Genomic DNA, 21683 nt, shown 5'->3' with positions numbered 1-21683 from the left:
TGCCATATGTCTTGTTGTCGTGTCTGCTCATGTCATTTCACCGAGCCTGCGAGAAGCCCGCGCACCAGGTAACGCTGCAGCGAGAAGAAAACGAGAAGCGGAACGGCAATCGAAACAAAGGCCGATGCCGTCAGGATCTCCCAGTTACCGCCGCGCGATCCCAGCAGTTCCCGAAGCCGCCCGGTCATGACCAGTTGATCCTCGTTGTTGCCAAGGAACACGGTCGCGACCAGAAGGTCGTTCCAGGTCCACAGAAACTGGAAAATGGCGAAAGAGGCGAGCGCGGGAAACGACAGGGGCAGGACGATCTTGATAAAGATCTCGAAATCGGACGCCCCGTCCACCTTGGCACTTTCGATGATTTCCTTTGGCAAACCCTTGATGTAGTTGCGCAGCAGGTAGATCGCCAGCGGCAGGCCAAAGCCGGTGTGTGCGAGCCAGATGCCGATATAACTCTTGCCGATACCCACATCTGTATAGAGCCTCAGAAGCGGGATCAGAGACATCTGCAACGGCACGACAAGCAAACCGACAACGACGGCCAGCAACAAGGCCCGGCCAGGGAACTGCATCCACGCCAGGGCATAGGCGGCAAACGCTGCGATCAGGATCGGGATGATGGTTGCCGGGATGGTCACCGTCAGCGTGTTGATGAAGGAACGGCCAATGCCTTCGGAAAACAGCACATTCCGGTAGTTTTCCAGGGTGAAGCGCGGCGGGTCGATGGAGGTGTAGAAGATCCGCGTGCCGCGTTTGCCCTTCATTTCCTCCGGCGAGGCAATGCGAAAATCACCGTTCGGGGCAACCTCAAGCGCCTTCCCGCGTCTCATTTCGGCTGTCTGCCCGGGAGCAAAGGCGGCAGGTGCCTTGCTGGAAAACCCGAAAGCGGTCACTTCCCCCTCGGCTTGGCCTTCAAACACATTCCCCGAAATCACCCATTGGTCACCGTCCTTAACCTGGGCGGCGGGGGCCGGGGCACGGAAAATGATGTTGCGTTCGGTTGCCGTCAAGGCAGTCCACCAGCCCGAAACCGACAGCTGATCACCATCCCGGAAAGAAGACACAAGAAGACCAAAGGTCGGGATCGTCCAGAGCAGCACAAGCGCTGCCACAGACAGATGAACGACCCAGATCAAAAGCGGGCGCTGCCCTGCGATACCCTGCATGCGCCTCTCCTCAACCCTCTTTCCGCGCTTCGCGGATGTTCCAGATCATGATCGGAATGACCATCACCATGATCACGATGGCAATCGTCGCGGAGCGGCCGAAGTCCAGCCCGCGGAACATCCAGTCGAACATGTAGTTGGCCAGAACCTGGCTGCCCCACTGACCGTTGGTCATGGCCAGCACGATGTCGAAAACCTTGAGCACCAGAATGGTGATCGTCGTCCACACCACCGCGATCGTGCCCCAGATCTGCGGCACCTTGATCTTCATGAAGATCTGCAAGGGATTGGCACCGTCGAGAACCGCGGCCTCGACTGTCTCTTCCGGAATGCCCCGCAGAGCAGCGGACAGGATCACCATGGCAAAGCCCGTCTGGATCCAGATCAGGATGACCATCAGGAAGACGTTGTTCCAGAAAGGCAGCGTGATCCAGGCCTGCGGCTCACCGCCCAGGGCAACGACAATGGCATTCAGCAACCCGATCTGTTCGATGTTTTCGCCGCGGATGTCATAGACGAATTTCCAGATCACCGACGCTCCGACAAACGAGATTGCCATGGGCATGAAGATCAGCGACTTGGCGATGTTGCCCCAGGAAATCCGGTCCGTCAGAGCCGCTGCAATCAGGCCAAAGAAGGTGGAGGCCGCCGGCACAACGAAGAGCCAAAGCAGATTGTTGCGCAAGCTTTCACGGAAGCCCGCATCGGAAACGAGCCAGCTATAGTTCGCCGTTCCGACGTAGCTCTGACCGGACGGCCCATAGAAGGACAGGATGACCGAGTTGATCACCGGGTAGATCAGATAGAGCGTCAGGAGCGCAATGGCGGGACCAAGAAACAGCCAGGGCCTGATGCTGTTGGCGCGCAAGATGTTGCGCCCCGCATTCGGCCCTCTGGCCGGGAAGACCCCGTCCAGAATTTTGTTTGTTCCCCAGAAGTACAACACACAGGCACCAACACCTGCCGCCATGGACACGAGCGCCAGCAACAGCTGCTCCATGGGATCCCTCCCTAAAGGTCCCGAAAGGTTCGGGGCGGCCGCCCTTTTGGCTCGCGGCCGCCCCGCCTTTTCATCTTACTTGATTGCGTCCCAGCTCGCCTGGATTTCCGTACCAACCTTATCGGCAGGCTTGCCGCCGACAAAATCGACCATCCCCGTCCAGAATGAGCCGGCACCGACAGCACCAGGCATCAGATCGGATCCGTCGAAGCGGAAGGTCGTCGCGCCAAGCAGGATCTCACCAAGACCTTTCAACGTGTCATCCGCATAGGCATCCACATTGACGCCCTTGTGCGGCGTCAGGAAACCCGACTGTGCCATCCAGACTTCGTGGGCAATTGGCGACTTCAAGAACTCGATCAGCGCGCGGCCTTCCGGCGTATCGTTGGTCAGGGCAAAGACAGTACCTGCCCCAAGGACCGGAGCTCCCAGATCCTTGCCTTCATAGGCAGGGAAGTAGAAGAAGTCCGCATCGACGCCCATTTCCGTGCCTTCCGGGAAGAAGGACGGAATGAACGACGCCTGACGATGCATGTAGCAGGCGGGCGGCGACGTGAAGAGGCCTTTCGGGCTGTCGCGGAAATCCGATGCTGCAACGGCGCCCGGCGTATCGACGAACTTTTCGTTGTTCGCAAACCAGCCGAACTCCTCGATCGCGCCGACAACCTTCGGGTCGTTGAACGGGATCTCATTGCGGACCCACTGGTCATAGACTTCCGGCGGCTGGGTGCGAAGCATCATGTCCTCGACCCAATCGGTCCCCGGCCAGCCGGTCGCTCCGCCAGATCCTAGCCCGATGCACCATGGCGTACCGCCATCTGCAACAATCTGCTCTGTCAGTGCCTTCAGCTCTTCCATGGTCTGCGGCACGTCATAGCCCGCATCCTCGAAGTTGTCCGGGCTGTACCAGACCAGTGACTTCACATCGACCTTGTAGAAGAAGCCAAAGAGCTCTTCCTTGCCGTCTTGTCCCTTGAAGGTACCCAGGTCGACCCAGGACTGACCCGCCGCATAATTGTCGCGCACCCAGTCTGCCGTTTCGGAACCAAGCGGCGCCAGAAATCCTTTGCCTGCCAGATCGGAGGCAAGACCCGGCTGCGGAAAAATCGAAACATCGGGAGCAGACCCGGCCTGCGTATCAATCACGATCTGCTGTTCGAAACTGTCCGAGCCGGAGTATTGCACGTCGATCCCGGTGGCCTCTTCGAAATAGGCCATCGTGTTTTCGACAAGCTCCTTGTCCGGCCCAAGCCAGGGACCGAACACGGTCACGGTCTTGCCGGAAAGATCATTGGCCTTCAGCGCCTCATAGCTCTCCCAGTTGAAGCGCGGGTCTTCACCCGGCTTGAACAAAAGATCCGCCTGCGCCGACATGCTTGTCAGTCCGACTGCCAGCGCGGCCGCAGCCGTATAAGTTCCAAAACGCAAAATCATCATGATCCTCCCAGATCCAGACAGGCACGCCTCCGCACGCCTAAAACGTCAGGCAGCTTTAAATGGTTGCATCTCCACCCAGCACACCCATCCAAACCGCTTTGAATTACACCCCAACATGTCTCGACACCACGTTCTTGTCAAGAAAGCCATTGCGGCACAAACTTGACATTTCAACTCGCATCCCAACATGTCAAAAGAAACCAAAGCGATTTGGATTTGGAGCAAGCCGGTTGAACTTGAAGGAATTGTCCCAGGCACTGGAGTTGTCCCAGACGACAGTCAGCCGCGCCTTGAACGGCTATCCGGAAGTGAGCGCCGAGACACGCAGCCGTGTTGAGGAAATGGCCCGCAAGCTTGGCTACGCGCCCAATCAGCAAGCCCGGCGTCTGGCCACCGGGCGCTCCATGTCCATTGGCCACGTCATCCCACGCTCCCTGCATGAGATGATGAACCCGGTATTTATGGAGTTCATCGCCGGAGCCGGCGAAACCTACTCCCGTCATGGTTACGACATGATCATCTCGGTCGTCGAGGATCAGAACGTCGAAGCCGCCTACCGCGAGATCGCGTCCAGGAAAAAGGCCGATGCCGTCATGGTGCACGGCCCGCGTTCAAGGGACGGGCGGCCTGCCATCCTGAAGGAGCTCGGCCTGCCCTTTCTGATCCACGGCCGCGTACCCGGCCTGGAAAATGAAACATCCTGGATCGACGTCAACAACGGGCGTGCATTCGAACGGGCGACCAATCTGTTGCTCGATCTGGGCCATCGGCGGATTGCCCTTTTGAACGGCCTTGAGGACATGGACTTTGCCGCGCGTCGCCGTGCAGGCTTCGAAAAGGCCCACAGCGACCGGGATCTTCAGACAATCCCCGAACTTTTGCGCGCAGCCGACATGACTGAGCCCTATGGCGCAGACAGCGCGCTTGAGATGCTCAAATCCCCCGAACCACCAACCGCCTTTATGGTTTCAAGCATGATCACGGCGATTGGCGTCGCGCGCGCAATCGGTCTTTGCCGCCTGAAGATCGGCCGTGACATCTCCGTCATTACACATGACGACGCCCTGTCGTTTCTGCCCAACTGCGGCGACGTCCCGATTTTCACCTGCACACGCTCATCAGTCCGGGACGCAGGCAGCCGCGCCGCCCAGCTCCTGATCGAAAAGATTCTGCCCAACCCGGACACCATCGTCAGCGAACACCTGGAGGCAGAGCTGATCATCGGTCAGTCGACCGGCCCCTTGACGATGTAGGTCCGCTGCCCCTCTCTCCTGAACGCCCCACTCTGGAGCATCAGGATCGGGACTAGAGGCTTGACGACACCATCTTGGCCGGATCCACGACAGTATCGAACTCTTCTGCAGTGACATAGCCAAGTTCGAGACAGACCTCCTTGAGGGTCTTGTTCTGCTCGAACGCCAGATGCGCCACTTCGCTTGCCTTGTCGTAGCCGATAACCGGGCTGAGCGCTGTTACCAGCATCAGTGAGCGTTCCAGATAGGCGGCGAGCTGGTCTTCATTTGCCGCCATGTCCTCAACAAGGAAGTCGGCAAAATTGCGGGCACCGTCGGCCATGATCCGGCCAGACTGCAGAACCGCATTGATCATCACCGGTTTGTAGACGTTCATCTCCAGATGCCCGCCGCTGCTGGCGAGCCCGACCGTAACATCATTGCCCATGACCTGGATCGCCAGCATGGCCAATGCCTCGCATTGGGTCGGATTCACCTTGCCTGGCATGATGGACGACCCCGGCTCATTGGCTGGCAGTGTCAGCTCATTCAGGCCGCAGCGAGGCCCGCAGGCCAACAGCCGAATGTCGTTCGCAATCTTGTAGAGGGAGCTTGCCAGCGGCTTCATCGCGCCAGACAGCATGACAAGCGCATTGTGCGCGCCCTGCACCGCAAACTTGTTCGGCGCAGTCACGAATGGAAGGCCCGTTAACCGCGCGATTTCGGCTGCTGCCTTTTCCGCGAACTCGGGATGGGTGTTGATACCTGTGCCCACAGCCGTGCCGCCAAGCGCCAGTTTGAAAACATCACCCAGCGCAAACTCGAGGCGCGCCATATCCTCGTCGAGCATGTGCACATAGCCGGAAAACTCCTGACCAAGCGTCAGGGGTGTCGCATCCTGCAAATGGGTTCTGCCAATCTTTATGATGTGGCTCCATGCGTCCGCCTTTGCCTGCAATTTTTCCCGTAGATAGCGGACATCGGGCAAAAGCCGTTGCGACGTCAGGATCGCGGCCGACATGTGCATGGCTGTCGGATAGGTGTCGTTGGAGGACTGGGACATATTGACGTGGTCATTCGGATGCACCGGGGTCTTGGATCCCAGCACGCCACCCGCCAGCTCGATCCCTCTGTTTGAGATCACTTCGTTAACGTTCATGTTCGTCTGGGTACCACTGCCCGTCATCCAGACATGCAATGGAAAGTGATCGTCGAGATCCCCCTTCGAAATCTCGTCGGCAACCGTGCTGATGAGACTGGCAAGCTCCGGGTCGAGCAGGCCCAGGTCGCGATTGGTCAGAGCCGCGGCTTTCTTCAAGACCCCATAGGCATGAACAAGCTCGATCGGCACAACATCTGTACCGATCGAAAAATACTTCAGGGACCTCTGGGTCTGGGCACCCCAGTAACGATCATCAGCGACTTCAATCGGGCCGATACCATCAGTTTCAAGACGCATGAACCGCTCCACTCTTCAACTCATGTCTCCACGGCCTGTGCAGAAGACACAACCGCAAGGCCCGGACGACGAACTTCATCATCCGGTTCAAATACGCTGACATAAATAAGAGGCTTTGCAAGGGCAGTCAGATAGGAAGCAGGAGACCTTTCATTGGATTTCCCGCTCCCTCAGACCCCGATGGCTCAGACCTGGGACAAACGGCAACTGGCAAAGACGTTCTCCAGCGCCTGCTTTGCCGCAATGCGATGCCGCCGCGCAAGATCCGCTGCGGCCGCGCCATCTCCGACAAGAATGGCAGCCAGAACATCACGATGCTGCTGGACATTGCCGATAGGCGCTTTCAACATGCGCAACAGCACCATCCGGCCGCGATGCACCTGATCAAGAAGGCATCCGGTGAAATGTGCCAGACGCTGATTTCCGCTCAAACTGAGCAGCTTGCGATGAAACCGGTCATCGGCTTCCACCCAGGCATCGAGATCTTGCGCGCGCTGCGCACCTTCCATCTCGCCAATCAGAGCCTCCAGCTCCTCAAGCGCCTCAGCATCGATCTTTTCACTGGTCAGATTGGCAAGCGCGCAGGGCTCGAGCGCGATCAGAAGGTCGTAAATTTCCGAAAGGTCCTCAAGGGACAGCGCCAGAACCTTTGCGCCTCGCCGCGGGACGAGTTCGACCAAGCCATCGGCCTCAAGGCGGATCAGCGCCTCTCGAACAGGCGTCCGGCTCATCTCCAAACGCTCGGCAATGTCGGGTTCGGGGGCCTGGAAACCTGGCGGCAGTCCACTGGAAAGAATATCTTCCTTCAGGCGATCATAAGCCCTGTCGACTCGTGTCGATTTCGATTTGACTGCCATGGGCAATGCGGTCCCGGTATTTTTCTACAACAACGAATATCTCGCTAGGTTAGATGGACAAACAGACCCTTTTGAGGCGATCTATACTTAACCATGCAAGAGCCAATTGTTTTGACGGCAATTTGGTTAGTCATTGTTAAAAATATCAATCAGATTTTACACAAGATACAAATTTACGTTAGGAATTCCCGTTATTGTCGACAAAAACGGCTGTTGATCAGATCTTCTCTCAGAAATTTAGGTCAAGAAGTTGCTCGACATTCCAAATCCGCCCAATTGAAATTCCGCGCCCTGACTCTGTCATTGAATGTCGGAAAATAAAATCAATGTAACTTATAAATTCCACTACGTAACTTTTACGTCTAAATAACTAAAAAAGACGCCGTATTATCTCGTTATTATTGTGTTTGGTTTTTTGCCTGAAAGTGATCTTTCCAGGAGAAAGTCATGCTTAGCGTCTTGTCCAGCATAGCGACCGAGTATCATGTCCTGTCGCTGGCTGCGGCGAGTTTGCTCGGCTTCGCAGGCTGCCTTTTCACGATCAAGCTGTATGGCCACGTCAACAGCGAGACCGGGACCCGGCGTCATCTGTGTCTGTTCCTCGCCAGCATAACCTGCGCCAGCGCCATTTGGGGCACACATTTCATTACCATGATCGGACACGAGCATGCGGTTGAGCATGTCCTCAACGCCAGGCTCACAATTCTCTCGTTCATTGTCGCATTCCTGATGTCCGGCTTCGGATTTTTTTTGTCGACCTTGCGCAGCATACCGATGTTCATCGAGCTGGGTGGCCTGGTCGTCGGGCTTGGAATTGCCGCGATGCATTACATTGGCATGGCAGCGATCATCATGCCGGGCGTCAAGTCCTGGGATGCGGGTCTGGTTGTATCTTCCGTCGCTCTCGGGGGCCTGCTTGGCGCCCTTGCCTTGAACAGGTTTGCACGACCCGGCTCTCGCTTCTTCAATATCGCAGCAAGCTTCTGCCTGTTGGCCGCAATCCTGTGCGTTCATTTCATCGGCATGGCAGCGGTTACCGTCATTCCAGTCAGCGGCATGGAACAGGAACGCGCCGTATTGGACAAGCAAACGCTGCTGGCCACGGTCGCTCTCGCAATTGGCGTGTTGATGCTCGTTGTTGCTGCCGGTCATGCAATCGATACGCAGGGAACGCGGGCCGCGGCAGAAAAATATCGCTACTTTGCCCTGCATGACCCGATAACGGGCCTGCCCAACCGCCAGTATCTAAGCCAAATGATCGCCGCGCGCCTCGAGGAAAAGGAAGCAGGCGGCAACCGCGCCGCTGTTCTGTTCATAAGCCTTGATCAGTTCAAGGCGATCAACGATTTGCATGGCTATGGCGCTGGAGACGAGATCCTGTCTGCCGTCTCGGCGAATATTCTTGGTGACCTGGCAGAGGACGAACTCCTTGCCCGGTTCAACGGTGATGAATTCGTGGCTTTCAAGGGCGATGTGCCAAACCTCAACGCGGCCATGCTGTTCGCCTACAAGATCCGCGACATCATCATGCAACCCATCCACTGGAACAATTACACTCTCAACCTTCATGCCAGCATTGGCATCGCCATGTTCCCCGATGACAGCACCGATCTCGACACGCTGGTTCTGAGAGCAGCCCTTGCTGCCAAGCGTGCCAAGCGAATCGGAGGCCATCAGATCAAGACCTATGTCGATGGCATGGAAGAAGCCAATCGCCGGCAGGTCGTCATCGCCACAGACCTCAAGTCCGTGATCTCGGACGATCAGCTCCGGCTCTTCGTCCAGCCTCAAAATGACGCCCGCACACTGGAACTCACCGGCTATGAGGCGCTTTTACGCTGGGAACATCCCGAAAAGGGCCTCATCGGCGCGGCGGACTTTATCCCTATCGCCGAGCGCACAGGCCAGATCCTGGACATCGGGCAGTGGGTTCTGGAGGCAGCCTGTCAGCACGCCGTCACCTGGGATCTCGCCATACCGGTGTCGGTCAATGCTTCGCCGCTGCAACTGTCGCGCAGCAATTACCCGGCAGTGGTGTCCCAGATCCTGATCGAAACCGGCCTACCGGCAGGGCGTCTCGAGATCGAGCTGACGGAAAGCAGCATCATTGAGGACCATGATCGAGTGCTGCATGCGATCAAGGCTCTCAGGGATATGGGCGTTCGGGTCGCCATGGACGACTTCGGCACCGGGTACTCGTCGCTCAACACGCTGCAGAACTTCCCCTTCGACAAGATCAAGGTGGACCGTGTCTTTACCCAGTCCATTGAAACCGACCCCAGATCACGCGCCATCATCCGCTCTGCAGTCCTCCTCGGCCACAGCTTCAAGATTCCGGTTCTCGCAGAAGGTGTCGAAAACAAAATTCAGCTCGACTTCCTGACCCACGCCGGCTGCGCTCAGGTTCAGGGGTTTCTCTTCGGACATCCCCTGCCCGCGAGCGACGTGCCGTCCAGTGTCGAACAAGCGCGACTGACCGAAAAGCTGAAAGCCAGTCTTGCAGGATCACACCAATCCGGGCGAGAAAAGCAAAAGGTCGCCTCCTAGGTCCGTTGTCCAGGTTTCTGGCAAACAAAAAAGGGCTCCGCACTGCGAAGCCCTTTTCAATGACGAAGCAGACAGCCCTTAGTGCGAGGCTGGTGTCACCATGGCGGTAATGGTGTCCTGAACCGTCAGAAGGCCAACCGGCATTCCCGACGTGTCCACCACGTTCGCCTTGCTCTCTCCGGAATCGGCAAAGCTCTTGGCTGCCTCTTCCAACATGACGCCGGCCGGTATGGTCAGTCCGCCTTCAATCTTGCTGGCACGGTCCATGACGGTGTCGACGATGATGACCCGACCCCGGTTCACTTCCTTGACGAAGCTCGAGATGTATTCATCCGCCGGATTCAGGACGATGTCCTGGCCGGTGCCCTGCTGGATGACCGCGCCGTCGCGCAGGATCGCGATCCTGTCTCCCAAGCGCAGTGCTTCATCCAGATCGTGGGTGATGAAGACGATCGTCTTGTGCAGCTCTTCCTGAAGGTCGAGCAGAACCGACTGCATGTCCATGCGGATCAATGGGTCAAGCGCGGAGAACGCCTCATCCATCAACAGAATGTCCGCATCGTTCGTCAGGGCTCGCGCAAGACCAACACGCTGCTGCATGCCGCCGGACAGCTGGTTCGGATAGTAGTCCTCGAAACCCTCCAGTCCGACCCTGGCGATCCAGCGTGACGCGCGCGCTTCCGCTTCCTTGGCACCCACACCCTGGATCTCGAGACCATAGACCGTGTTCTTCATCACCGTCCGGTGCGGCAGAAGCGCGAACTTCTGGAACACCATCGCGGTCTTGTGACGGCGGAACTGGCGCAGTTCGCCTGAAGACATCTTGCAGACGTCCTCTTCACCGTAGAGCACCTCGCCGGCCGTCGGGTCGATCAGACGGTTGATGTGTCGGATCAAGGTCGACTTTCCCGACCCCGAAAGACCCATCACCACCTGAATCTTGCCGCCGGGCATGGAGATGTTGATGTTGTTCAGACCAAGAACGTGATTGAACTCCTCGTTCAGCTCCGTCTTGGACATGCCCGCCTTGACCTTCTCGACCATCGACGCTCCGTCGGGTCCGAAGATCTTGTAAAGGTTGCGGATCTCAATGCCGGTTGCCTCAGCCATGAACGACCTCCGAGTGTTTCTGAAGGCGTTTGCCATAAGCTTGGGTCGCACGGTCAAAGATGATCGCAATGGCAACGATGGCCAGTCCGTTCATGACACCCATGGTGAAGTACTGGTTGTTAATCGCCTGAAGGACCGGTTGACCCAGACCTTTCACGCCGATCATGGAGGCAACCACGACCATGGCGAGCGACATCATGATGCACTGGTTGATCCCGGCCATGATCGTCGGCAAGGCCAGTGGCAACTGGACATTCGTCAGCTTCTGCCAGGCAGAAGACCCGAAAGCGTCGGCCGCTTCCAGAACATCCGTATCAACAAGGCGGATACCCAGATTGGTCAGTCGGATCATCGGTGGGATCGCATAGATCACAACGGCGATAACGCCGGGGACCTTGCCCAGACCGAAGATCATCACAACAGGGATCAGATAGACGAAGCTCGGCATGGTCTGCATCAGGTCGAGGACCGGATTGATCAGAGCCTGAACACGATCGGAGCGCGCCATCAAGATGCCGATGGGAATGCCGCACACAATCGCAACCAGTGTACAGACAGCAACCATGGCAATGGTGCGCATGGTATCTTCCCACATGCCGAAGTATCCGATCAGCAGAAGCGCGATCATCGACCCGACAGTGATCTTGACGCTGCGGCTCATCACAAAGACGATCGCCAGCAGGGCAAGCAGGACAAGCGGCCAGGGCGAGGTGATCAGCAGGCTTTCAAGCGCGACCAGAAAGGTCTTGAGTGGCTCGAAGATGCTTTCCAGCGTTTCGCCATAGGCACGTGTGAATTCTTTGAAACTACCATCCACGGCCAATCGCAAGTCGCGAAGGTCGCGGCGGCCAAGGGATGGAAACTCGACCCAGTCCATGTTCGTTTTCCTGGTATCCTGGAGGTTCCTGATGGGAGCCCGCGCGGAACGCGGGCTCCGGGCTATTTGAAGAGCATATTTTCAAAATAGCTTCTTAGAGAGCAGACTTGACCTTCTCTGCAACTTCAGGAGACACCCACTTTTCCCAAACGTCGGAGTGGTTTTCCAGGAAGTAGAAAGCACCATCTTCGTTGGTTGCCTGGTTGTCGGTCATCCATGCCAGAACCTTGCCCGCGGTGCGGTTGTCCCAGCTGCGGCCCTTGACGTAATCCATGGCAACACCGGCCTTTTCTGCAAAGTCGTCAGTGACGACCGTGTAGACTTCCGAGGCAACCCAGGAGTTCTTCTTCGGCTCGGCACATTCGGTAAGAACCGTGCAGCTGTCCCATTCGGCCTTGTCGTGCGGCACTTCGAAATCGAGCAGCGTCATGTCGTACTTGCCCAGGATCGCGGTAGGCGCCCAGTAGTACCCGAGCCAGCCTTCCTTGCGCTCGAATGCACGAGCGATGGAACCGTCGAGACCAGCAGCAGAACCTGTATCAACAAGCTCGAAGCCGGCGTCTTCACCGCCAAAGGCCTTGAACAGGTTGCCGGTCGTGATCTGGCAGTTCCAGCCTGACGGGCAGTTGAAGAATGCGCCTTTGCTGTCGTCTTCAGCGCCCGGGAACAGCTCGGGATGCTTCAGAGCTTCGGCCACTGTCGTGATGCCATGCTCTTCTGCAATGTAGGTCGGAACCCACCAGCCTTCGACACCACCTTCATTCAGGATTTCACCGCCGATGATCAGGTCACCAGCCGCAACAGCCTTGTCGAGCGGCTCACGTACGGCGTTGATCCAGAGCTCCGGTGCCATGTCAGGCTCGGACTTCTCGTTCATGGAGGTGAAGGTCGGCATGGTGTCACCGCTGACCAGCTCAACTTCGCAGCCGTAACCTTCTTCAAGAATGATCTTGTCGATGTGTGCGATGGCACCGGCAGACGCCCAGTTCATTTCAGCGACGGTTACGGTACCGCATTCTTCAGCAGCCATTGCTGAAGACGCGCCCATGCAAAGGGTCGCGGCAGCGACCGATACAAACAACTTCTTCATGTGATTACTCCACTGCAGTCTGTCTGTTAGATGATGGAAGAAAAGACGAGACGAAAACACTCGGAGAGTAGTTTTCAGCGTCAGAAATCATTTTCGCAGATTTGGTAATAAAGCGGGCAGTCACGCGGAGATCCACAAACTGTTTTCGATATTCAGTTTTGGATACAATTCGACGCATTATTCCACTTATATCTGACACTAATCCTGCGCATCCCTGTAGGCGCAGCCCAAGGAACGGAGAAATATTTTCTCACTTCAAACAGGATCTGATCGAGAGCTACTTTACACTATGAACCCCGAGACACAACAGTTGGAAGTCATATTCAAGCTCTCTTGCAAGGATCATTCAATTGACGGCGCATTTGCGACAGGTTCCTGCGCGAACGCGTCATTTCTATGCCGTTAATTTGTCGGACGGTGATTCTCGCGATGGCAAATCAGAAATATTTTCACGAGTAATATCGCAAATTCGACAAGCCTCCCATCAGGGTCGGCCTGCAGCCTGCGCGCGCTCCCTGGGTCAGGCACAGATTTTCCAGGCGACACCGGGAAGGTTTTCCTGAACATTCGCGCTCAATGGGTATAAGTGCGAAGCAGAAATGTCCTTCCTTCCCCGCACTGCTCCTTCCGCTTCCCTTCCTTTCCCCTCCCCCCCCAAGAAAACGAGACCCGATGCCTTCCTGCTTTCACCTTGCCTATCACGTCACCGATCTGGCCCAGGCCCGCGCGTTCTATGGCGATCTTCTGGGTTGCAAGGAGGGGCGAAGCACCGAAACCTGGGTTGACTTCGACTTCTTTGGGCACCAGCTTTCTCTTCATCTTGGCGAGCCATTCAAAACCGCCAACACGGGCAAGGTCGGGGACCACATGGTTCCCATGCCCCACCTCGGTGTGGTGCTGGACATGCCAACCTGGAAAAAGCTTGCGGACAAGCTGACCGCGGCGAAACTGGATTTCATCCTCGAACCGACGGTCCGCTTTCAGGGCCAGCCCGGCGAGCAAAGCACCATGTTCTTCCACGACCTCTCCGGCAACCCGATTGAGGTCAAGGGCTTCGCCGACACCAGCGGGATTTTCGCAGCATGAGTACCCGGAAACCGCATCGCATCCTGCCACTCGTCGCCAGAGCACCGGCCGAAGAACTGCAGGGCTGGCTCGAGACGCTGAACAAAGCCCTCGCCTCTGACGCGCAGGTCAAACTGCTTGGCGACCTTACGCCTGAAGAAAGAAAGGCCGCCGAAGTCGCAATTGTCGCCAATCCGGATCCTGCAGAACTGTTGAAGCTTCCCAATCTCAAATGGGTTCACAGTCTTTGGGCTGGTGTCGAGCGTTTGAGCAGCGAACTCCCCAAAGATGGCCCAGAAATTGTCCGCCTCGTCGACCCGCAGATGGCAGCAACAATGTCCGAGGCCGTCCTCGCCTGGACGCTGTATCTCCACCGGGACATGCCACGTTATGCACGGCAGCAGATCCAGAAGACCTGGCAGGAGCACACACTCAAGCTACCGTCGGAACGTACAGTCACGATCCTGGGCCTCGGCAATCTGGGCAAGACTGCCGCGCTGCGCCTTAAGGCCAACGGGTTCAACGTCTGCGGCTGGAGCAGAAGCGCGAAACAGATCGACGGCATCGAGACACATTCCGGCGCCGACGGCTTCAAGACAGCCCTCTCCAAGGCCGACATCACTGTACTGCTGATGCCCCTGACACCGGACACAAAAGGAATGTTGGATGCAAAGGCGCTGGCATCAATGCCCGCTGGTGCGAGCCTGATCAACTTTGCCCGAGGCCCGATTATTGACGACAACGCCTTGCTCGAGGCCTTGGACGAAGGGCATATCGATCATGCAGTGCTTGATGTCTTTGCGAGCGAGCCTCTGCCCGACGTCCACCGTTACTGGGACCATCCCTCCGTCACCGTCCTGCCGCACATTTCAGCCCCGACCACACAATCAACAGCGTCAAGGATCGTGGCCGGAAACATCGCGGAATACATGAAGAACGGCACGATCCCCGAAAGCGTTGACCGCAGCCGGGGATACTGAGCAGAAACAAGCAAGCCGGAGCCGCCAGTGTCGCGGCTCTGTCAAACAGTCTGTCTATGACATCGCCGAGGCCGCGATTACGCGGCCACCTTCACTGACAGGCTGACATAATGACCGATCTTCCCATTCTCGGCGCCGCGCTGAACCTGACCTCTTTCCAGACCCTTCGCGATGTGATGCTGGAAAAGCCGCGCGATCTGGAGCTGCAGGACTTTGTTGACGCGAATGTCTTGAACAGTGACTGGGCTTCGATCGTTGAGCGAGCCAGGACGGTTCTTGACGGCCATGAAGGCCGCCTTGGCATTCATGGGCCATTCTGGGGCTTCAAGGTCGACGCGGCGGATCCCGATGTGCGGGAAATCGTCAAGCGCCGGCTCGCCCAGGGCCTGGATGTCTGCGAAGCACTTGGCGCAACCCACATGGTCGTGCACAGCCCCTTCTCGACCTGGGATTACAACAACCTCGACAACTACGACGGCGGCCGCGATCGCATGACAGAACTTTGCCATCTGTCCATGGCCGACGCCGTAAAGCGTGCTGAAGACATTGGCTGCGAGCTGGTCATCGAGAATATCGAGGACAAGGATCCTCATGCCCGGGTGAAACTCGCCGACAGCTTCAACTCCAGGGCCGTCGCCGTTTCGATCGACACAGGCCATGCCCATTACGCCCATGGCAGCACCGGCGCACCGCCCGTCGACTATTACGTCAAGGCTGCCGGTAACCGCCTCCGTCACATTCACCTGCAGGATGCGGACGGTTACGCCGATCGGCACTGGACGCTGGGCGAAGGCACCATCCGCTGGCCCGCCGTCTTCGCAGCGCTTGGCAAACTCGACAGCCAGCCCCGGCTGATCATCGAACTGCGCGACCATTCCGGCCTCCCGGCCTCCATTGCGAATATGAAGGCAATGGGCCTGGGGCAGTAAGACCGGAGTTGTTGGACCTGGCTTGGCTCCCGGGCACGGAATGAAGCGCCCGGGGGACCGAGACTTTCTTAATCGGCGATCAGCTGTTCGGCCCGGCAACGCTCGACAGGCTGTCGCTTGAGGCTTGCTGAACTTCCTTCACCGCAAGCTCGGCCATCTTGAGGATCGCGTCGCGGGAGTCGGCGACCGCGATGAAGCGGGCGTTGTGGCAGAACTTCGCGCCCTTGACGCCGCATGCTTCTTCCAAAGCTGCATCTGTCAGACCCGCCCATGCAGCAGGCAGGTCCGCCCGCTGATCAAAGGTGTCGCTCGACAGTTTGATGCCGTTGAGCGCCCAGTCATCACCGCGCGGATTGACCATGAAGAGAATGTGGTCGGCCTCCGCCTTATCCAGCGCGGAGCGAAATGGCATGCCCATGGGCAGCTCGAGGATCGGTGACGCACCGGCCTTTGCAATCGCATCCAGCACAATGGTCTGGGCACGATACTTTGCAGCAAGGTTGCCGATAAAGGCCTCAACAAAACTGCGTGCAATTGGCAGAGCTGCGAAGAACCCGTCATCATCCGCGGTGGGCGACGCATCATCAAAGACAGGTTTCAGGCTGCCCAGAAGAGACGGCAAAGTGAGGGCCGACAGCGGCCCCGCTACCGACGGATCCATCGCGCCATTGTCGAGAAGATCGATCGGCAGCACGAATTTTTCATCAAACGAGCCATGAATGTCCTCAATATCCTGCTCGGGCACATCCATCGCCGCCAGATAGGCGCGACCATAGTGTTTCCAGATCAAGCCGAAGGAACTGAAGGGCTGCTCATCTTCGCGCAGCGGGCCAGGCCTCTGGTGATGGTCAAAGATCTGCGCTTCCCCGTCATAGGCACCGCCGACATCATAGATGATCTTGTCCGCCGCAGGCGTGATCCACTGACGGTCCCGCGTCCGCGTCAGCTTCGCATCGGGAAAGAGCCTTGTCAGCACGACAGAGGACAGCATTTCGTCCGCATGGAAGCCGCCCGAATGGGTGACAAGGTGAGAGATGGTCATGTGGCGCGGCTCCGGGCGGGCTGTCAGGTCAAAAGGCGATCATGCAGTCGTTTGCGTAAGAATTCACGGGCCTTTTCACAGCGAATGGTCCACAGATCAACATCTCAGTTCAAGTTAAGTTAAGTCCAACGCCGTTTGACCGTTTTTTAAACGCGAAAAGGCCGGATCGCTCCGGCCTTTCCTTTTGAGTTTGTTCATTGCGACCGATGCCAGCTTGGCTGGCATTCTTGGGACCCGGCCAGCTGAGCTGGCGTTCATGGCCCCCTAGCCAGCTCAGCTGGCGTTCATGGCCCATGGCCCGTGGTAGCCGGATCCGTCCTTGTCGGTGCGCTCAAAACCGTGAGCGCCGAAGAAGTCGCGCTGGCCCTGGAGCATGTTCGCAGTCGAGCGTTCCGTGCGCATGATGTCGAAGTAGGACAGTGCAGCGGAAAGCGCCGGAACCGGCAGGCCTTTCAGTGCGCCCTCGGCGACGACCTTGCGCAGAGCGTCATGGGTCTCGCCCAGCTTGGCCGAGAAGAAAGGTGCAAGCATCAGGTTGCGGGACGGATCTTCCGCCAACGCATCGGCCATATCGTTCAACATGGCTGAGCGGATGATGCAGCCTTCACGCCAGATCTTGGCGATTTCCGGCAAAGGCATGGCCCAACCATATTGCTTGGCCGCTTCGAGGATCAGGCCGAAGCCCTGCGCGTAGCAAATGATCTTGCCGGCCACGAGCGCGGCTTCCAGCATCTGGGTTGCGATCACGGCCTTGTCGGAAGCCTGAGGCGCGGCGCCAAACACCGCCTCGCCCTTTTTACGTTCTTCCAGACGAGCGGACAGATTGCGCGCGGCAACAGCTGCCTCGATGGCGCTTGCCGGTGTGCCCAGCATCAAAGCTTCAATCGCCGTCCAGCGGCCCGTGCCCTTCTGGCCGGCCTTGTCGAGAATGATGTCCAGCATCGGACGGCCCGTCTCCGGATCTGTCGCGCGGGCAACCTTGCCGGAAATTTCGATCAGGTAGGACTGCAGAATGCCACCATTCCAGTCTTCGAAGACTTCCGCGATCTCGGCAGACGTCATGCCGAAACCATCGCGCATGACGCCATAGACTTCCGCGATCATCTGCATGTCGGCATATTCGATGCCGTTGTGAACGGTCTTGACCAGGTGGCCTGCGCCAGCTTCGCCCAGATGCGCGGCACAGGGCACATCGCCATGCTTTGCGGAGATTGCCTCAAGCACATGACCGACCTGGTCCCAGCCATCAGCCGGGCCACCGGCCATGATCGACGGGCCGAAGCGAGCGCCTTCTTCACCACCGGAGACACCAATGCCCATGAAGCGAGCGCCAGCCGCTTTTGCTTCTTCGTCCCGACGATTGGTGTCGTGATAGTTGGCGTTGCCTGCGTCGATGATCAGGTCCTGCGGATCCAGCAGCGGACGCAGGGCAGCAATCTGTGCATCCACGGCATCACCGGCCGGGACCATCAGGATGATCGCACGCGGGCTCTTGATGGCTGCGACGAAGTCTTTCAGCGTCTTTGTCGGAACAATCTTGTCGGCAAGAGCACCGGCAGAGGCATGAAAGCTGTCGACCTTGTCCGCCGTGCGGTTGAAGACGGCAATTGAAAAGCCGTTTTCCGCAATGTTCAGCGCCAGGTTGCCACCCATCGTGCCCAGCCCGATCAATCCGATTTCGGCTGAGCCCGTAACTGCTTCGGCCATGGGTGCTTCCTTTCACTATAGTTTCGTTTGGGAATTTATTGGTTGCGGAGTGATAGCCCATGCGACCGCATTCCGGCAATTGCCTAATCCAAACTTGGGCGTTCTTTTGCGTTTTCCAGGGCCAGTCGTCAGTCACACTGTCGAATATCGACCGAAAATGACACACGTCAAACTTCAACCAGAGACTGAACTTGGAAGGTTAGCCAGCTTATTTTAACGCCAGGATCCGAGGACGCCTTACTTAAACTGTCATGAAAGCCTGCTAGAGCGCCTCCCAGTCGCATCCCCCCCTGCGACACGTATTCTACGAGGATCCTCATCATGAAAAAGCTTCTCATTGCAGCCACGATGCTTGCAGCTGCCACCGGCCATTCCTTCGCAGCCGACGTCTCCGGCAAGCTGGTGCTCTACACCTCCCAGCCGAACAAGGACGCGCAGGCGACCGTCGATGCATTTTCCGCCGCAAACCCGGGCGTTGAAGTCGAGTGGGTCCGTGACGGCACCACCAAGATCATGGCAAAGCTGCGCGCTGAATTCGAAGCTGGCGCTCCCAAGCCTGACCTTCTCCTCATCGCCGACATGGTCACCATGGAAGGCCTGAAGGCAGAAGGCCGCCTGATGGCGCATGAAGGTGCTGACGTTTCCGCCTATGACCCTGCGATCATGGACGACGACAAGACCTATTTCTCCACGAAGCTGATCACCACCGGCATCGTTTACAACACCAATGCGCCGATCAAGCCGACCTCCTACAAGGATCTGCTGGAAGCCGACGCAAAGGGCAAGATCGCCATGCCGTCGCCGCTGACATCCGGTGCTGCGACGATCCACATGGCCGCTTTGACGTCCAACCCGGACCTCGGCTGGGCATACTACGAAGGCCTGGCTGACCAGGGCGCCAACCCGAAGGGTGGCAACGGCGGCACCTACAAGGCTGTTGCCGGCGGTGAGAAGCTCTACGGCTTCGTCGTTGACTTCCTGCCGATCCGCAACAAGCTGGAAGGCGCTCCGGTTGAGTTCGTGTTCCCCGAAGAAGGTGTTTCCGCCGTCACCGAGCCAGTCGCGATCCTTTCCACCGCCCAGAACCCGGACGCTGCCAAGGCTTTCGTTGACTTCCTGATCTCCGAAGAAGGCCAGAAGCTGGCCTCGTCCCAGGGTTACCTCCCGGCACACCCGGCTGTTGCTGGTCCTGAAGGCTTCCCGGCACGTGAAGACATCAAGTTGATGGACTTTGATCCCGCTGCAGCGCTGGAATCCGACACAGCCAACAAGATGAAGTTCACCGAGATCTTCGGCGGCTAATCGGCCCTTCAAACCTTGAGCCGGCGGCGCGGGACAAATCCTGCGCCGCTGTCCGTTTTCTGAGGCCTGGCTTGGGAAACCTGGATGCAAAGTGCCATAACCGGCTGCTGACCCTGGTTCGCCGACCCCAAAGACGCCCCTGACCAAACCTCGTCACCCACGCTTCTGATCGCCGTTTCATGCTCGCCATCTTCCGCACAGACCGCCTGACCCTCGTGTTTCTCGTCCTCGCGATCACGGCGATCTGCGGCCTGCCCCTGTTGCTCCTGTTCAAGATCGGCCTGACGACAGAAGGCAATTTGAACATTGCGCCCCTTCTCGAGGCCCTGCAGAGCCGGTCCGTCCTCCGAGCGCTCTGGCATTCACTGGAAAGCAGTGCCCTATCGGCGCTCTTCGCGACCATTCTCGGCACCGCGCTGGCCCTCGTTATCGGCCTTACAGATGTTCGCGCCAAAGGGCTTCTGGTCTTTTTGATCCTGTTACCGATGATGATCCCGCCCCATGTGACGGCCATCGCCTGGATCCAGGCACTTGGTCCGGCAAGCCCTGTGCTGCGCTGGCTCTCCATCGCACCGGAGCTCGGTTCCGATCACCCGCTTTATTCCAGAGAGGGCCTGGTTCTGCTCCTGACCCTGCAGCACAGTCCGCTGGTGTTTCTTCTGGTGCGCGCTGCGCTCAGATCCTTCCCGCGCGAGCTGTCCGACGCTGCGCGTGTCAGCGGTTCGGGCGGCACGCGCATGCTGATCAAGATCACGCTGCCGTTGCTGTCTCCCGCGCTGATGGCAGGCTTTGCCCTCGCCTTTGTGGCCGCACTCGGCAACTTCGGCATCAACGCCCTCATCGGCATTCCCGCCCGCTACACAACGCTGCCGGTGCTGGTCTGGCGGCGGCTCGCAAGTTTCGGTCCGGACGTTCTTCCCAATGTGGCGATCATCTCTGTCATCCTCGCACTGGTCGCCCTGGTCGCCATCATCATCCAGACGGTCCTGCAAAAGCGCATGCGCTCGGCCCTGGTTGGTCTACCCCAGGCACCGCTCGACATTGCCCTTGGCAAGCACCGCCTCCCAGTCGAAGCAATGCTCTGGCTGTTTGTTGCCTCGGTGCTGTTGTTGCCGGCGGCCTCCCTGCTGGCCACCTCGCTGGTCAAAACCTACGGTTTGGATCTGTCGCTCGAAACACTGACCTTGAGCAACTTCGCCGAAGTCCTGTGGCGCCAATCGGTAACACTTCGGGCCTTCGCCAATTCCACGGGCATTGCCACACTTGCCGCAGTGGTGATTGCCGGTCTTTCGATTCTTCTTGGCTACTTTCTCGTCAGCCGCAAGGCAGGGCAGCGGGCGCTGGCAGGGATCGCCGGATCGCAGGCAGAGATCGCTTTCGCCGTCCCCGGTCTGGTGATGTCGATCGCTTTTATCCTGGCGTTCATCAGGCCCTTGCCGATCATCAACATCTCTCTTTACGGCACGCTTTGGATCATCCTGATCGCCTATGTCTCCTGCTTTGTCGCCGTAGGCCTCAAGCCGGTCGTCGCCGCCTTCCTGCAGATGGACATGAGCCTTGAAGATGCAGCCAGGGTCTCGGGTGCGGGTTTCGGCCGTCGGATACGCAAGATCTTCGCACCGCTCGTCGCCCCCGCCGCAGCATCGGGCGGGATCCTCGTTTTCCTGACCGCCTACAATGAGGTCACTGTCTCGGCCCTCTTGTGGTCGACCGGAAACGAGACCATCGGCACCACCATCTTCAACTACGAAGACGGCGGCTACACCACGCTGGCAGCTGCCATGTCGGTCGTGGTCGTCCTGGCAACCATCGTCATCATGGTGGCGATGAACGCACTGACCAAGAAAGTCCCGACCGGAACCATCCCCTGGCGCAGCTAGGAG

General features: G+C 58.1%; 17 protein-coding genes. 7 read left to right on the top strand and 10 right to left on the bottom strand.

The genetic code is table 11. The features are described 5' to 3' along the window. Nucleotides 1-32 precede the first annotated feature (32 nt). From ABJZ52_RS00250 to ABJZ52_RS00240, 3 genes are all read right to left on the bottom strand, one after another. Entirely contained in the window at nt 33-1166 is a 1134-nt protein-coding gene (locus tag ABJZ52_RS00250; RefSeq protein ID WP_348185053.1) for a carbohydrate ABC transporter permease, read from the bottom strand. 10 nt (nt 1167-1176) lie between these two features. Further along, nucleotides 1177-2166 (bottom strand): sugar ABC transporter permease, encoded by a 990-nt coding sequence (locus ABJZ52_RS00245; protein ID WP_348185055.1) that lies wholly within the window; start codon nt 2164-2166, stop codon nt 1177-1179. 75 nt (nt 2167-2241) lie between these two features. Further along, entirely contained in the window at nt 2242-3600 is a 1359-nt protein-coding gene (locus ABJZ52_RS00240) for an ABC transporter substrate-binding protein (protein WP_348185057.1), read from the bottom strand. Between the two features lie 233 nt (nt 3601-3833). Here ABJZ52_RS00240 and ABJZ52_RS00235 point away from each other — a divergent pair, with 233 nt between their 5' ends. Next, complete coding sequence (locus tag ABJZ52_RS00235) at nt 3834-4856, top strand: substrate-binding domain-containing protein (RefSeq protein WP_348185059.1); 1023 nt, start codon at nt 3834-3836, stop codon at nt 4854-4856. A 52-nt stretch (nt 4857-4908) separates the two neighbouring features. On the opposite strand, the gene fumC is transcribed toward ABJZ52_RS00235, so the two are convergent. Both fumC and ABJZ52_RS00225 read right to left on the bottom strand, forming a co-directional pair. Then, nucleotides 4909-6294 (bottom strand): class II fumarate hydratase, encoded by a 1386-nt coding sequence (gene fumC / locus ABJZ52_RS00230; protein WP_348185061.1) that lies wholly within the window; start codon nt 6292-6294, stop codon nt 4909-4911. Between the two features lie 185 nt (nt 6295-6479). After that, on the bottom strand, nt 6480-7151 hold the full coding sequence (locus ABJZ52_RS00225; RefSeq protein ID WP_348185063.1) for a GntR family transcriptional regulator: 672 nt from the start codon (nt 7149-7151) through the stop codon (nt 6480-6482). A gap of 447 nt (nt 7152-7598) precedes the next feature. On the opposite strand from ABJZ52_RS00225, the gene ABJZ52_RS00220 reads away from it, so the two are divergent. Continuing rightward, on the top strand, nt 7599-9698 hold the full coding sequence (locus tag ABJZ52_RS00220; protein ID WP_348185065.1) for an EAL domain-containing protein: 2100 nt from the start codon (nt 7599-7601) through the stop codon (nt 9696-9698). 78 nt (nt 9699-9776) lie between these two features. Here the strand turns inward: ABJZ52_RS00220 and ABJZ52_RS00215 are convergent, their stop codons facing one another. From ABJZ52_RS00215 to ABJZ52_RS00205, 3 genes are all read right to left on the bottom strand, one after another. Continuing rightward, the gene (locus ABJZ52_RS00215; protein ID WP_348185067.1) at nt 9777-10808 is read right to left on the bottom strand and encodes a glycine betaine/L-proline ABC transporter ATP-binding protein; all 1032 of its coding nucleotides are present in this window, start codon (nt 10806-10808) and stop codon (nt 9777-9779) included. Continuing rightward, nucleotides 10801-11685: a proline/glycine betaine ABC transporter permease gene (locus ABJZ52_RS00210; protein ID WP_348185069.1), complete on the bottom strand. Its 885-nt coding sequence runs from the start codon at nt 11683-11685 to the stop codon at nt 10801-10803. The genes ABJZ52_RS00215 and ABJZ52_RS00210 overlap by 8 nt, the downstream gene beginning before the upstream one ends. A gap of 94 nt (nt 11686-11779) precedes the next feature. After that, nucleotides 11780-12775, bottom strand: coding sequence for an ABC transporter substrate-binding protein (locus ABJZ52_RS00205; RefSeq protein WP_348185071.1), 996 nt, complete (start codon nt 12773-12775; stop codon nt 11780-11782). A gap of 672 nt (nt 12776-13447) precedes the next feature. On the opposite strand from ABJZ52_RS00205, the gene ABJZ52_RS00200 reads away from it, so the two are divergent. The 3 genes from ABJZ52_RS00200 to ABJZ52_RS00190 all read left to right on the top strand — a co-directional run bounded on the left by ABJZ52_RS00200 (nt 13448) and on the right by ABJZ52_RS00190 (nt 15749). Beyond that, nucleotides 13448-13861 (top strand): VOC family protein, encoded by a 414-nt coding sequence (locus ABJZ52_RS00200; RefSeq protein WP_348185073.1) that lies wholly within the window; start codon nt 13448-13450, stop codon nt 13859-13861. Continuing rightward, a complete protein-coding gene (locus tag ABJZ52_RS00195; RefSeq protein WP_348185075.1) occupies nt 13858-14820 on the top strand; it encodes a glyoxylate/hydroxypyruvate reductase A in 963 nt (320 codons plus the stop codon). Before ABJZ52_RS00200 ends, ABJZ52_RS00195 begins: the two co-directional genes overlap by 4 nt. Nucleotides 14821-14930: 110 nt before the next feature. Continuing rightward, nucleotides 14931-15749, top strand: a complete 819-nt coding sequence (locus ABJZ52_RS00190; RefSeq protein WP_348185077.1) for a sugar phosphate isomerase/epimerase family protein — start codon at nt 14931-14933, stop codon at nt 15747-15749. A 79-nt stretch (nt 15750-15828) separates the two neighbouring features. On the opposite strand, the gene ABJZ52_RS00185 is transcribed toward ABJZ52_RS00190, so the two are convergent. Then, nucleotides 15829-16791: an MYG1 family protein gene (locus ABJZ52_RS00185; protein ID WP_348185079.1), complete on the bottom strand. Its 963-nt coding sequence runs from the start codon at nt 16789-16791 to the stop codon at nt 15829-15831. Nucleotides 16792-17064: 273 nt separating this feature from the next. Beyond that, a complete protein-coding gene (gene gndA, locus ABJZ52_RS00180) occupies nt 17065-18498 on the bottom strand; it encodes an NADP-dependent phosphogluconate dehydrogenase (RefSeq protein ID WP_348185081.1) in 1434 nt (477 codons plus the stop codon). A 348-nt stretch (nt 18499-18846) separates the two neighbouring features. On the opposite strand from gndA, the gene ABJZ52_RS00175 reads away from it, so the two are divergent. Beyond that, a complete protein-coding gene (locus tag ABJZ52_RS00175) occupies nt 18847-19800 on the top strand; it encodes an ABC transporter substrate-binding protein (protein ID WP_348185105.1) in 954 nt (317 codons plus the stop codon). A 179-nt stretch (nt 19801-19979) separates the two neighbouring features. Continuing rightward, nucleotides 19980-21680: an iron ABC transporter permease gene (locus tag ABJZ52_RS00170; protein WP_348185083.1), complete on the top strand. Its 1701-nt coding sequence runs from the start codon at nt 19980-19982 to the stop codon at nt 21678-21680. Nucleotides 21681-21683: the final 3 nt, after the last annotated feature.

The sequence above is a fragment of the Roseibium sp. genome (assembly GCF_039982295.1).
GTDB lineage: Bacteria > Pseudomonadota > Alphaproteobacteria > Rhizobiales > Stappiaceae > Roseibium.
This window is presented reverse-complemented; position numbering and strand designations above follow the sequence as displayed.